We start from the raw sequence: 13,664 nt of genomic DNA on the forward strand, positions 1-13,664 counted from the left end.
GGTGTCCGAGTCCGCTCCGAGTCTGGAGTATGCGCCGGTCGCACGGTGATCCTCAACAGCACCCCCCGGAGCCGTGGTCGGACTCACGCCAGCTGACGCCGTACGAGTTCGTGCAGCCTGCCGCCCTTGTCCGCCAACAGGTCGGCCGGCGGCCCCTGTTCGACGATGCGTCCCGCGTCCATGACCAGCACGCGGTCCGCGTCGAGGACCGTGGAGAGGCGGTGGGCGATCACCAGACGGCCCGCGTTCAGCCCCCGGGTGCTCTCGATCACTATGCGCTGGGTCTCGTTGTCCAGCGCGCTCGTCGCCTCGTCCAGGAAGAGCAGGCGCGGGCGGCGGACCAGCGCCTGGGCGATCATGAGGCGCTGGCGCTGGCCGCCGGAGATGGCGCCGCCTCCGGCGATCATGGTGTGCAGACCCATCGGCATGCGCTTGATGTCCTCCGCCAGCCCGGCCATCTCGACGGCCTCCCAGACCTCCTCCTGCGAGAACGTCTCGGCGCCGCAGACGCAGTCCCAGATGGAACCGGTGAGCGGCTGCGCGTTCTGCAGGACGACACCGCACTGCCGCCGTACGGCCGCGCGGTCGAGGGCCGCCAGGTCCTGGCCGTCGTACAGCACGCCGCCCGTGACCGGCCGGTCGAAGCCGATCAGCAGCCGCAGCAGCGTCGATTTGCCGCAGCCGCTCGGCCCGACGACCGCCACGAACTCGCCGGGCTCCATCCGCAGCGACACGTCGTCGAGCACGAGCGGGCCGTCGTCGGTGTACCGGAAAGAGAGCTTCCGGGCCTCGATCCGGCCGGTCAGCACACCCGGCTGGGCGCCCGTGTCGCCGCCCTCCGGCGCCTCGTCCAGGACCGGCTTGATCTGCTCGAACATGGGCAGCACGGCGGCGACCGACACGAGCGCGCCGGTGAGCTGGGTGACGGAGGTCAGCAGCATGGTCACGGCGGTGTTGAAGGTCAGGAACTCGCCGGCCGTCATGCTGCCGCGCGCCGGTCCGGCCAGCAGCATGAACATCACCAGGGAGCAGAACGGCAGATAGACCGCGTCCAGCACCGTCGCCACATTCTTGATCCGGCCCGCCCGCTGCTGGAGCTCGCGCGAGCGGGCGAAGCCGCGCGCCCAGGCCGCGTACGCGAAGCCCTCGGCCGCCGCGACCCGCAGTTTCGGCAGCCCGCGCAGCGTCTGGAACGCCTGGTTGTTGAGCTTGTTGCCGAGTTCGACCAACTGCCGCTGCCAGCGCAGCTGCCACAGTCCCAGCCCGAGGAACACGGCGGCGATCACGACGAGCATCCCCATCGCCGCCAGCGCGAGCGGGACACTGTGGACGAGCAGCAGCACCAGACTCATCGCGCCGACCGCCGCCGACTGCACGATCACAGGACCGATGCCCGACAGCACCCGGCGGATCGCGCTCACGCCCATCGCCGCGCTCGCGAGTTCACCGGTGGAGCGTTCGGCGAAGAACTTCGTGGGCAGTCTCAACAGCCGGTCCCACACGGCCGGTTGGAGCGTGCTCTCGATACGGCCCTCCATCCGCAGGATGGTCAGGCTCTGCGTCAGCATGAAGGCGGCCGAGACGATGCCGGTGATCATGACGGCGATGGAGACCTGGGCGATCAGCCCCGTCCGGGCGCTCGGTACGTACTCGCCGAGCACCTGTCCGGTCGCGATCGGCACCAGCGCTCCGAGCCCCACCGTGACGAGGCAGGTCAGGGCCAGATTACGCAGATCCACACCGTTGCCGCGCAGGCCGAAGCGGAGCAACCGCCAAGGGGTCAGGGGCTCTTCGGGGAGCGGGCGGTAGAACATCACCGCGCGCGGTTCGAAGTCGTCGGCGTTGTGCGCGCCGACACGGAGCCGTGCCTGGGTGGCCGGGTTGACCGCCTCGTAACGGCCGCGCCGCCAGAGCAGCGCGACCGGGGCGCCGGACTTGGCCCGGTGGCCCACGAGCGGGCCCGCGTCGGTCCGCCACCAGGGGCCGCCGAGCCGGACGGCGCGGGTGCGGACCCGTGAGGCGATCGCGATGCGCTCGACCGGGCCGACGCGGTCGTCGAGCGGGGTGCCCGCGCTGCGCGAGTGGTCGGACAGGGTGATGCCGGAGGCCGCCGCGACCAGGCGGCAGACCGCGAACGTCGCGTCCCGGGCGGCGTCGCCGGTCGCGCCCTCGGCCGCGCCGCCCTCGTCGGCGCCGGTGCCGGGGCGGCCGATCGACGCCACCAACGCCTCGTCGGCCCGCGCCCGTACCGCCTCGCCGGCCTTGATTCCGGCGGCCGTCCGGTCCTCGTGCGCGCGCTCCTGCCGCTCGATCCAGTGGTCGACGGCCGACAGCAGCCGGTGCTGCTGGTTGACCATCCGCTGCCACATCGCGCCGTCGACGAGCAGGTCGCCGGCCGCGTCCGCGCTGTACGAGGCGCCGTACTGGACGCTGCCGGGGGAGACCGGCATCCACAGCACGTCGTCGTCCGAGACGGCGCCGTCCGTGGACGGGCGGGCATCGAGGGGCGTCTGGAAGAGCGCGCCGAGTCCGCGCGCGGCGCCGAGGGCGAAGGCGTGCTCCAGAGCGGTCGGGACCGGGGGTGCGGACGACGACGTGTGGGCGGCGCCGTACGCGTCCGGGCCGTACGGATCGGGGCCGTACGGCTGGGCGTACGGGTCCCCGGACTCGGGCGGCGGAGCGTACAGCTCCCGCAGGGCGATCCGGCGCAGCGCGCAGTCCTGCGACGGCCTGCTCAGCAACGTGTGCCGGGGCCCCTCGACCGGACCGAGGAGCAGCGTTCCGGCTTCCAGGCGCCCGAGGAAGTGCCAGTGCCCCTGCCCCACCGCGTCCACGGCGAAGAGGTCGAGCGTGCCGCCGACGACCAGCCACAGCACGTGCGGGCCCTCCAGCGGCACATTGCGCACACCGGCGCAGTCGACCGGTGTCCCCAGGGCGCCCAGCGCATGGATCACCGGGTCGACGCCCGCCGTCGCGCCCGTCCCCGCTCCCGCCGTCGTGGAGGTCATGTCAGTGCTCCCTGACCAGTCGCGCGTACGGACCCTCGGCGGCGACCAGTTCCTCGTGCCTGCCGCGCTCCACGACCGTGCCGTGGTCGAGGACCACGATCTCGTCGCTGTCGCGCACCGTGCTCAGCCGGTGCGCGATCACCACGCACGCGCAGCCGCGCCGCCGGAGGTTGTCGATGATCAGGCGTTCGGTCTCCGCGTCCAGCGCGCTCGTCACCTCGTCGAGCACCAGAATGCTCGGCCGCCTGACCAGCGCGCGGGCGATCTCCAGCCGCTGCCGCTGACCGCCGGAGAAGTTGCGCCCGTCCTGCTCGACCCTGCCGTGGATGCCCTCGGGGCGGCGCGCGATCACGTCGTCGTACAGCGCGGCGTCCCTGAGGGCGGTGACGACCGCGTCGTCCGGTATCGACGGGTCCCACAGCGCCACGTTGTCCCGGACCGTGCCCTCGAAGAGGAAGACGTCCTGGTCGACGAAGGACACCGAGGCGGCGAGCGCGCTGCGGGAGATGTCCTCCAGCCGCTGCCCGTCGATGCGGATCGTCCCCTCCCACGGACTGTAGAGACCCGAAATGAGCCTGGAGACGGTCGACTTGCCACTCCCGGACCCGCCGACCAGCGCGACCTGCTGCCCCGGACCCACCGACAGCGAGAAGCCGTCGAGCAGCGGCGCGTCCAGCGGGCTGTAGCCGAACACCACGCTCTCCAGCTCCACATGGCCCAGCAGCCGGCGCGTACTGGAGTCCGGCTGCTGCCGCGAGTAGAGCGGGTCGACGGGGAAGCTCTCGACATCCTTGAGGCGGGCCACGTCGGCGGCGAAGTCCTGGATCCGGCCCGCCACCCCGTTCAGCCGGGTGATCGGCGCGGTGAAGCGCACCACCAGCGCCTGGAACGCGACGAGCAGACCGATCGAGATGGCCCCCTCCACCGCGCGCAGCCCGCCGATCCACAGAATCAGCGCGCTGTTGAGCGTGGCCAGCGTGGGAGCGACGACCGTCAGCGCCGCGCTCGGCACGCCGAGCTTCTGCTGCTCCTCCAGCGTCGTCGCGTGCTGCCCGGCCCACCGCCGGAAGTAGCCGTTCTCGCCGCCGGTCGCCTTCATCGTCTCGATCAGCTGAAGGCCGGTGTACGAGGTGTTGGTGAGCCGCGCGCTGTCCGCCCGCAGTTTGCGCGTACCGGTGGAGCGCAGCCGGATCACGATCCGCATCGCGACCACGTTGAGCAGCGCCATCAGCACGCCGAACAGGGTCAGTTGGGGGTCGTACGACCACAGCAGCGCGGCGTACAGGATCACCACGACCCCGTCCACACCCGCCGCCGCCAGATCCCGCGCCAGTGTCTCGGCCACCGCGTCGTTGGACTGGAGCCGTTGGACGAGATCGGCCGGGCTGCGCTGCGCGAAGAACGTGACCGGCAGCTTCAGCAGATGCCGCAGGAAGCGGGCGCCGCTCAGCGTGGAGGAGATGACGCGCCCGCGCAGCAGGTTCGCCTGCTGGAGCCCGGTCAGTACGGCGGTGAGCAGCACCATCGTGGCCATGGACGCGAACAGCGGTCCCAGCAGGGAGGTCTGGCCGCCGATCAGGAACACGTCGATGTACGTACGGCTCAGCGCGGGCACTGCCGCGCCGACCGCCACCAGCAGCAGGCTGGCGAGCAGCGCGGTCAGCAGAGTGGCTGCCGTGCCGCGCATCCGCGCGGGCATGGCGCTCATGATTCCGGGCTTCCGGCCGCCCTTTCGGAAGGCGTCGGTGGGCTCGAAGACGAGGACCACGCCCGTGAAACTGGTGTCGAAATCCTCCGCCGGGACGAAACGGCGGCCCTTGTCGGGGTCGTTGATGTGCACGCCCCGGCGGCCGGGCCCGCGGCGCATCCCGTCGTACACGACGTAGTGGTTGAACTCCCAGAACAGGATCGCGGGCGCCCGTACCTCGGCGAGGGCTTCCGCCTCCATCTGCATGCCCTTGGCCTGGAGGCCGTAACTACGCGCCGCTTTGAGGAGGTTGGAGGCGCGCGAGCCGTCGCGCGAGACACCGCAGGCGATGCGCAGCTCCTCCAGGGGGACATGGCGGCCGTAGTGGGCGAGCACCATGGCGAGGGAGGCCGCGCCGCACTCCAGGGCCTCCATCTGGAGGATGGTGGGGGTGCGGACAGCCCTGGGCCTGGGGCTTCCGGCGGCCGGGCGGCCGCGTTTGGCGGCCCGGCGCCGTCCGCCGGTGGAAGGGGTGCCGGCGGCCGGTGCTTCGTCGGGCCGGTGCCTGCCGCGTCCGGCGGGCGGCAGTTGCTGGTGCTTCCGCGGGGCCGGAGGAAGCTGATGGCGCCGCGGGCTCACGGGAGCAGCCAATCGATCGGGTGCTGTTCGGCCAGCCGGATGGAGCCGGTGGCCAGGGTCATGGACTCGACGGCGTACGGCGGACCGTCCGGCGACGACCAGGTGTAACCGGACTTGGTTGCTGACGACTCGTCAAGTCGCACCAGTACGGCGACGGGTGGGCCCTCGCGCGAGAACTGCTCGCCCAGCTGCGTACTGCCGAGGAACCCCGTGATGCGCCTGCTGGTCTCGGCGACGCGGCCGACCGCTTCGACCCGGCCGCGCAGCACGCCGTACCGCTGCTTGGGCACCGACTGGACGGTGACGTCCACGGACGCGCCCACGGGTACGCCTCCGCCGCTCTCGGCGGGGGCGTACAGCATCACCCTCAGCGGATCGTCCTCCTTCTCGACCCGCTCCACCGCCGCGACGTCGGCGCCGGTGGTGATCACGGAGCCGACGGCGGCGACCAGGGTCGTCAGCCGGCCGGCGCCGATGGTGCGGACGACGGTGCTGCCCTCGGCGGTACGGACCTTGACGAGGGGGGCGTCGGCGGACACCCGCCGGCCCTCCTCGGCGAGTACGTCCGTGACCTGGCCGGCGACGGGGCTCTGGATGACGTAACTGCCCTGCGCGTGGGTGAGGATGCCGGGGGCGCCGAGAGTGGACGAGACGCTGCCGGTCACCGCCCAGACGGCCGCGGCGATCATCACGACGACCGTGACCCCCAGGACGAGACAGCCCTGGGGCCGGGCGAAGCGCACCGGCAGATCGATCTCCTCGGGCGACTGCAGTCTGGAGAGGGCCTGTTGGCGGAACTGCACGACGCTCTTCCCTCATTGCTCAGTGTTCGGACACCGTGGCTCACCTCGACCACCGCCACGACCACCGCCGCGTCGGCCGTGTGCCCGGGACCCGGGGCACACGGCCGACGCGGCGGAACTGGGGTCTCAACTCAGAGGCTGGAGACCAGGCCCGTGGCGAGGCCCGTCACACCCGACGTGTTGATGCCGGTGACACCCTCGACGGTGCCGACGACGCCGCCGACCGTGCTGGAGACGGGGACGATGGAGTCCACGGTGCCCGTGACGGTGCCGACGAGGCCCCCGACGAGACCGCCCGACACGTTGTCGAGGTCGCTGTCGGAGATTTCCTGGGTCTCAACCTGGGGAGAGTGGTTCATGATATGAGATTCCCTTCGCATGGCTATTCAAATGGCCACGACCGGCCTCGCCGTACTGGCGCACCTGCCGTCGCAGCGGTCGTCGGGGCGACTCCTTCGGATTTCCGAGTATCAGGATTCGGAAATCCGCCGAATGGCGCCGGGGTGACTCCCGCAGTGCGAAGGATCAAAGCACGGGGGCCGACCGGGTAGCCACTCGAACGCCCAACGATCAGGCCCCACGTGTGCGTTGGAGCCCCTACAAGTGCCTGGGCGTCCATCGCTTCGTGGCAGCTTCTTCACGCGATCGAACGCCCTGAAGTGGACATTCCCGCACCAAGGCCGTACGTGTACACCGTCACAGGTACGGACCTGGCGGCCGACTGTGTCCGCCTGCGTATTCGGTGTGCAGATTCGTCGAAGGAGACAGGCGGAGGAGAGGACGGCGGGAAGCCCGGCGCCGACCGCGCGGATTGCTTGGTCATGGTATTTCCGGGGAAACCGCGCGGCTTCCAGGAGAAGGCAACATAAACGCATAACGGCGTTGCGCCGGACGCGGGGGAAATGGCCGCTTTCCGGCCGGTCGCCCTACGGTTCGACGCGATTGGGCCTGTTTGTCGTGCGGTGCGCTCAGTGCGAGGGATCGCCGTTCATGTCTGTCCCCGGGGCCGGATCGTCAGCTGGTCGGCCACGGCCCGCTCCCGTCCCCGGTCCCACATCGTCTGGAGGACCGGCTCGTCTGGAGCACCGGCGCCGGCGAGCGCCCCTCGGGCGTGAGTGAGTACTCGTCGTGCCGGGAAGTGGCGATGACCGCCATGCGCGCGACGATGCCCTGTCGCTCCAGCTCGCGGAGCCGCTGCGTCAGCATCTTCTCGGTGATGCCGGCCACCACCGGCGAATCGAGAAAAGCGGAGGCTCTCATTCTCTTTGAGGTGCGCCGGCACCATCGGCGTCCATTTGCCGCCGGTCACCTCCGCGGTGACCTCGACGGCACACCGCTGACCGCGCTCCGGCATCGATCCCTTCCGCCTCTGGCGGCCGTACACCCCCGCGACACCGATGATACGCACCCCAAAGCGGGTACCCCGGAGCCGGAATGCTCTGTGCGTTCTCGCTGCCGGAGGTCGGGGCCACATGATCCTCGAATATATTCGCTAACGAATTCCCGAGAACGGCGCGGCCGAATTCGAAGCGTCCCACGCTCGCGCGGCGGGCCTCCCGGCCCGGTCGTCCGTCCGCCACGCCACGAGCTCCCCCGCCGCGTCGAGGAGCCCGGCCACTACATCCTGCGGATCCGCTGGGAGTCCGTCGACAAACTTCTGCGGGACTTCAGATCCAGCGAGGAATTCCGTGCCTACTTCGCGGAGATCCGCCCCTGCGTCGACGCCATCGAAGAGATGCGCCACTACTCCCTGCCGGATGCCGTCGGAATCAGCGCCGGCGCACCACAACCGCCGAGCCTTTATGAATGGGACGGTGGCAGTGATGCCTTCGAGCGTCTTTTCGGCCGCTTCTACGAAAAGGTCGTCGATGACGAATCGCCGTCACCCCTCTTCGCCGGCATGAGTGAGAATCATCCGCACCCTGTCGCGCTCCGGATCAGCGAGGCGTTCGGCGGCCCACCGAATACACGGCCCACCACGGCCGGTTACGAGAACATGCTCGCCCACGAGACCGGCCGTAGCCCCGCGACCGGTTCCCATCGGCTCCGGCGCGCCAACTGCCGCGCGGTAACCTGCCGATGAGCCGGTCAGGCCCGAGGACACGAGGAGGACCGTGGAGCGATGCCACGACAGGGGACGGCGGCAGCGGTGAGCGCCCCCGACCCCGCCCTCGAAACCGTCACCGGCGCACGCGGGACGCTTACCGTCGTCGTCCCGATCCGGCTCAGCCGCACCCCCGGCGCCCGGTCCGGCTGGGTCCAGGGCCCGTACCCGTTCGAACTCGGCAGCCGTCGTACCGACACCGCCACCCGGTCCCGGTACTTCGCCCCGGCCGCCGCCCGCGTCCTCTACGGGACACCGGACCGCCCCTGCCGCTGGCACCGGCCGCTCTCCGTCAGTCACGACGGACTGCACCTCGTCGGTATGGAGATCCTGCGCACCGCCACCGCGCGCGACGCCCAACACGCCCTCGCCGTACTGCACTTCGCCCTCGACGGGCCACTACTCCCGGTCCTGCGTGCCATCGGCCACCGCCCCACCGCCGGACCCGAACCGCTCACCGGCCCCCTGGACCCCACGGCGCTCCTCGACGGGATCGCCGACGTACGCGACGGGACCGGCACCTTCGCCCTCGCCCGCCCCTACACCGTGGCGTTCGTGACCCCCGAGGCCCACCACACACCGGCGCTGCGCCCGGACCCCGAAGCGCTGCTGCCGCCCACGGCCGACCGGTGGCTCTGGCAGCTCGCCTCTCGGTCCGCGCCGGGGGACTTTCCCGTGGCGCCCGAGAGCGCCCCGCACCACGACGCCTCCACCGTGCGGATATCCGCCGACTGGAGCGCCCTCGTACTGCGGCACGGTGCCGCCTTCCTCGGGCATCGTGTCGATACCGGTGACGGTGACTTCTACGACTTCGCCGCCCTGCACGCCCGGACCGTCTACCTCGACGCACTGCTTCTCGGTTCGCTCCAGCGCGATCACATCGATGAACTGACCGAGGAGCTCTCCGAGGTCTTCGACTCCGAACGGCTCACCCGGCGGGTGACCGCGCTGGAGAAGAACATCGCCCGCTTCCGCAGTACCTACTGGCGTCAGCACCTCACCGCCCACGGCCCCGCCAACGGGCTGCTGCTCGCCTTCCAGCACCAGCACCGGCTGCCCGAGCGCTTCGCCGAGATCCTCGCGGAGGCCGCCGACTACAGCCGGCTGGTGCAGACCCTGGAGAGCCAGCAGATCAGCGGGGCCCTCGGAGTCCTGACCGTCCTCGGCCTGCCGCTCGGGACCGCGCTCGGGGTGCTTCAGGTGCTCGGCGACGAATCGGTGTCCCATCTCCTCGTCGCGCTCGGTCTGTCGATCGCCGCGACGGCCGCGGCGCTCACCACCCGCTACGGCCGTCTGGTCCTCTCCTCCCTCCGTGGCGGCGGGAGGCCCCACGAGCGCGGTTAGGCGAAGCGCCGCGCCACCGCCCGGAACGACTCCTTCGGCTCCCAGCCGCCGCCGACCGCCTTCAGCAGGCCGAAGCTCGCCATGTCCAAGTCCCGTGCCGGGTCGGGGGAGTGCGGCTTCGACGAGGCGAACTCGTAGACGTACGCGCCGTGGACGCCGTGGGCCTCGTAGAGGTCGAGCAGGTCCGTCAGGTAGTCGGCCTGTTCCCCTTCCGCGCGGACGTGGGGGCCGTTCAGGACCGGGGGATCCGCCGTCCAGTCGATGATGTCGTAGCCTGACGGGCCGGCCGCCGCCGCGCCCTCGAAGGTGCAGCAGCCGAACTCGGTGATCAGCAGCGGCTTTCCGTGGTCCAGGTGCGCGCGCAGACCGTCGGTGTAGTGCTCGGTGTTGTACGACATCCGGTAGTAGTTCTGGCCCACGAAGTCGAAGCCCGACCAGTCGACCTGCTCCCACAGCGCGCCGCCGTACGTCAGCCGGCCGCCGAAGCGCGCGCGGGCGACCTCCACCGCGCGGGCGAGCATCATGTTGAGCTTCTCGCTGAACTCCGGCATCCGCGGCCACCACTCCGGGAGCGCCAGCTTGGCCAGGCGGTCGCCGTAGGTGTCACCGGGGATGAGGCCCGCCCCGAAGACCGTCAGTTCGCAGCCGACGTTGAGATCCACCGCCCCGTGGCGCCGGCGCAGTTCCTCCGCCGCGTCGGCCGCCGCCGACAGATGCGTCAGCGTCGCCTCCGCGTCGCCCTCGATGAGCCGGGGCTGTAACCAGACATGCAGGCCCGCCTCGGCGGCGAAGCCCGCGTACGCCGTCAGCCGGTCGATGTCCGTGCCGAGGACGGTGACCGAGTTCGCGTGCAACTCGTCCCGGATGAGGGTCATATGGCGCCGTACGACATCGTCCGGCCAGGGCGGTGAGGACGAGCCGACGCCCGAATAGTCCGTCCCCGCGTCGTAGTTGACGCCCTTCCAGACCAACGGCGCGGCGCGCTCTGTGGGTTCGTCTCGCATGGTGCGACCATAGAGACTCCGGACACCCGTACACACGATCGATCGATGCCGGACTGAATCGTCCGGATCCACGCCGATCCCTGCCCACCGGCGGGACCGGCGGGCTAGGGTCGTGACCTGACCTGCATGCCCGTTCCCCTAAGGAGGGTGAAGATGCCCCCGCCGGAGGAGTCGGCCGGCCTCCCGCTTCTCGAACGCGAGCCCGAGATCGCCGCGGCCGCGCACGCCGTCGAGGGGCTCTTCGGAGACACACCGTCCGGCGGACTGCTCGTCTACCGGGGCGCCGCGGGACTCGGCAAGACCGCGCTGCTCGCCGAGGTCCGGCGCATGGCGGCCGGGCGCTGCACGGTGTGGTCGGCGCGCGGCGGCGAGACCGTGACCTCCGTGCCGTTCCATGTCGTACGCCAGTTGCTCCAGCCCGCCCTGACGGAGCGCGGACCCGACGACGTACGGGACCTGCTCGGTGACGGGTACGACATCGTCGGTCCCGCCCTCGGAGTCGCGCCGCCCGGCGCACGGCCCGCCGACCCGCAGGGAGTCAGGGACGGCCTGGAGGCCCTGTTCCGCAGGCTCGCCGAGACACTGCCCCCGCTCGTCGTGGTCGTCGACGACGCGCACTGGTCCGACCTGGAATCCCTCGCCTGGCTCGCGTCCTTCGCCCGGCGTACGGGCGGCCCGCCGATCCTGGTCGTCGTCGCGTACCGCAGCGAGGACGCGATCGGCGAATGCGCCCACCTCCTGCGGGCCCTCGGCGAGAGCGCCAGACTGCTCGTCACTCTCAAGGCGCTGACCTCCGAGGCCACCGCCAAACTCGCCCGCGCCACCCTCGGCGAGCACGCGGACGACCCGTTCTGCCGCGAGGTGTGGGAAGTCACCGGCGGCAACGCCTACGAGACCGTCGAACTGCTCGCCAAGGCACGGGACGAAGCCCTCGACCCCGTCGGCAGATCCGCCGACGTCCTCAGCGCGCTCGGCGCCGCGACCCGAGGCACCGGCCTCATCGCCAGGCTGGAGGGGCTCGGCACCACCACGACCCGCTTCGCCTGGGCCGCGGCGATCCTCGGCACCGACATCTCCCTCGAACTCGTCGTGTCTCTCGCCGGGATGGGCCCCGCGGAGGCCGCCGACTGCGCCGAACGGCTCCGGCTCGCCCGCATCCTCGTCGGCGACGACCCACTGGAATTCGTCCACCCCCTCATCGCCACCGCCGTCTACCGCGCCATCCCCTCGGCCACCCGGACCGCCTTCCACGGCAGGGCCGCCTGGCTCGTCACCCGCAAGGGCCTGGGCGCCGCCCTCGCCGCCCGGCACCTCCTCGAAGTCCACCCCGACAACGACGCCGAACTGGTCGAGCAGTTACGTGAGGCCGCCGCCGAGCACCTCGCGGTCGGTGCCCCCGACGCCGCCCGCCGCTGCCTCGAACGCGCCCTGACGGAACCGCCGTTGCCCCGGGTCCGGGCCGAAGTCCTGTACGAACTGGGCTGCGCGACCCTCCTGGCATCGCCCGCCACCACCGTCAGGCACCTCCGCGACGCGATCGACACCCAGCTTCTCGACGACGCCCTGCGCGTCGACGCCGTCTTCCGGCTCTCCCAGGCACTCACGCACAACGACCAGACCCGGGAGGCCGCCCAGGTCGTCGCCGCCGAAGCGGCCCGCACCCCGTCCGGCCCCGCCCAGATGCGCCTCAAGGCCGCGCACTTCCTGTGGGAGTGCGTGCAGGAGACCGAGGACGACGGCCGCGAACGTGCCCGCCGTCTCGCCGAGACCGCCGCCGCGCTCTCCGGACGTGACAACACCGAACGCGTCCTGCTGATGCTGCGCGCCTTCGACGCCACCGCGCGCGGCGAGAGTGCCGAAGAGATCGTCCAGATCGCCGAACGGGCCCTGCTCGACGGCGGACTCGCCCCCGGCACCGGCTGGACCGGCATGGCCTGGGGCTTCGAACCACCCGCCCTGCTCGCGCTCTCCTTCGCCTTCGCCGACCAACTCGACCGCGCGGAGACCCTGTTCGACGAAGGCATGCGCGCCTTCGAGATCTCCGGCTGGAGCGGCGGCCATCTCGCCTTCGCCCACACGCTCGTCGGCTACGCCCACCGCAGACGTGGCCACCTCGCCGACGCGGAGACGTATCTGCGCGAGAGCCTGCGCCTCGCCGACCGCGTCGGTGACCGCCTGCCGATGCACTGGAACGGCATCTGCATGCTCGTCGACACCCTGCTCGCCCGGGGACATGTCGAAGAGGCTCGCGAAGCCGCCGAGCGCTACGGCTTCGGACCGCCGTACGCCTCGTCCATCGCCATCCCCGACGCACGGTCCGTACGTGGCAGGCTGCTGCTCGCCCTCGGCCGCACGGAGGAGGCGATCACCGAACTCGAAGGAACGGGGCGGGCGTTGACGGCCCGAGGCCGGCACAACGGGGTGATGGCCACCTGGGCGATCGACCTCGCGCGGGCGCTCGCCGACGTGAACCCGGGCCGCGCGGCCGAACTCGCCGCGTACGCACGCGACCGGGCCGAGCGTTTCGGCACGCACACCGCGATAGGTGTGGCCCTGTGCTGCTCCGCGTCCCTGACCCGGGGACCGGCCGCGGTCGAACTGCTCGGCGAGGCCGTCACTCATCTTGAGGCGTCACCGTGCAAGTACGAGCTGGCGGTCGCGCGCGTGGAGTACGGCATCGCCGCGAGGTCCGCGCCGGACCTCGGCCGGGGCCGCGTACTCGCCGAGTGGTGCGGCGCCGACGGGCTCGCGCAGCGGGCCCGGCTGGCACTGGAGGACCTGCGTACGGTGGGGGACGGGGCCGGTCACCGCCAGGACTGAGGACCGCCGCCGCGCCATTCGACCAAGGTGGCGTCGGTCATCAGCGCGGGGTCGATACCGGCCCTGCGCAGCAACTCCGCCACGTCGGCGGGCCGCCGTGCACGGCCCGCGTCGTGGCCGTCCACCCAGACTCTTCGGCCGCCGCCGCACGGGGGCTGGACAACGGCCACCACCTGTCTTTCCATCTCACCACTGTGCGTGCTGTCGCCGCCGGCCGCATCCGGACCGTGCGCCCGGCGCCCGCGGACGGCGTCC

General features: G+C 71.5%; 10 protein-coding genes. 3 read left to right on the plus strand and 7 right to left on the minus strand.

The annotated features are described in order from the left end of the window. Positions 1–83 precede the first annotated feature (83 nt). The 5 genes from ACIBBB_RS02330 to ACIBBB_RS02350 all read right to left on the minus strand — a co-directional run bounded on the left by ACIBBB_RS02330 (position 84) and on the right by ACIBBB_RS02350 (position 7,397). Positions 84–3,008: an NHLP bacteriocin export ABC transporter permease/ATPase subunit gene (locus ACIBBB_RS02330; RefSeq protein WP_398977833.1), complete on the minus strand. Its 2,925-nt coding sequence runs from the start codon at positions 3,006–3,008 to the stop codon at positions 84–86. A gap of 1 nt (position 3,009) precedes the next feature. Then, positions 3,010–5,334 carry an NHLP family bacteriocin export ABC transporter peptidase/permease/ATPase subunit gene (locus ACIBBB_RS02335; protein ID WP_398977835.1) on the minus strand — a complete coding sequence of 775 codons (2,325 nt, stop codon included), beginning with the start codon at positions 5,332–5,334 and terminating at the stop codon, positions 3,010–3,012. Further along, positions 5,331–6,137, minus strand: a complete 807-nt coding sequence (locus ACIBBB_RS02340; protein ID WP_398977837.1) for a hypothetical protein — start codon at positions 6,135–6,137, stop codon at positions 5,331–5,333. Before ACIBBB_RS02340 ends, ACIBBB_RS02335 begins: the two co-directional genes overlap by 4 nt. A gap of 131 nt (positions 6,138–6,268) precedes the next feature. After that, positions 6,269–6,496 (minus strand): type A2 lantipeptide, encoded by a 228-nt coding sequence (locus ACIBBB_RS02345; protein WP_398977840.1) that lies wholly within the window; start codon positions 6,494–6,496, stop codon positions 6,269–6,271. Positions 6,497–7,151: 655 nt separating this feature from the next. Continuing rightward, positions 7,152–7,397, minus strand: a complete 246-nt coding sequence (locus tag ACIBBB_RS02350) for a winged helix-turn-helix transcriptional regulator (RefSeq protein ID WP_398977842.1) — start codon at positions 7,395–7,397, stop codon at positions 7,152–7,154. A 475-nt stretch (positions 7,398–7,872) separates the two neighbouring features. Here ACIBBB_RS02350 and ACIBBB_RS02355 point away from each other — a divergent pair, with 475 nt between their 5' ends. Both ACIBBB_RS02355 and ACIBBB_RS02360 read left to right on the plus strand, forming a co-directional pair. Then, positions 7,873–8,220 carry a hypothetical protein gene (locus tag ACIBBB_RS02355; protein WP_398977844.1) on the plus strand — a complete coding sequence of 116 codons (348 nt, stop codon included), beginning with the start codon at positions 7,873–7,875 and terminating at the stop codon, positions 8,218–8,220. A 39-nt stretch (positions 8,221–8,259) separates the two neighbouring features. Continuing rightward, positions 8,260–9,585: a hypothetical protein gene (locus tag ACIBBB_RS02360; protein WP_398977846.1), complete on the plus strand. Its 1,326-nt coding sequence runs from the start codon at positions 8,260–8,262 to the stop codon at positions 9,583–9,585. Here the strand turns inward: ACIBBB_RS02360 and ACIBBB_RS02365 are convergent. Beyond that, positions 9,582–10,589, minus strand: a complete 1,008-nt coding sequence (locus tag ACIBBB_RS02365; protein ID WP_398977847.1) for an abortive infection protein — start codon at positions 10,587–10,589, stop codon at positions 9,582–9,584. The genes ACIBBB_RS02360 and ACIBBB_RS02365 overlap by 4 nt on opposite strands. A 153-nt stretch (positions 10,590–10,742) precedes the next feature. Here ACIBBB_RS02365 and ACIBBB_RS02370 point away from each other — a divergent pair, with 153 nt between their 5' ends. Further along, complete coding sequence (locus ACIBBB_RS02370) at positions 10,743–13,409, plus strand: ATP-binding protein (RefSeq protein WP_398977849.1); 2,667 nt, start codon at positions 10,743–10,745, stop codon at positions 13,407–13,409. On the opposite strand, the gene ACIBBB_RS02375 is transcribed toward ACIBBB_RS02370, so the two are convergent. Then, positions 13,394–13,594, minus strand: a complete 201-nt coding sequence (locus tag ACIBBB_RS02375; protein WP_398977851.1) for a hypothetical protein — start codon at positions 13,592–13,594, stop codon at positions 13,394–13,396. The genes ACIBBB_RS02370 and ACIBBB_RS02375 overlap by 16 nt on opposite strands. Positions 13,595–13,664 lie beyond the last annotated feature (70 nt).

Origin of the sequence: Streptomyces sp. NPDC051217 (genome assembly GCF_044455465.1) — a bacterium.
Taxonomy (GTDB): Bacteria; Actinomycetota; Actinomycetes; order Streptomycetales; family Streptomycetaceae; genus Streptomyces.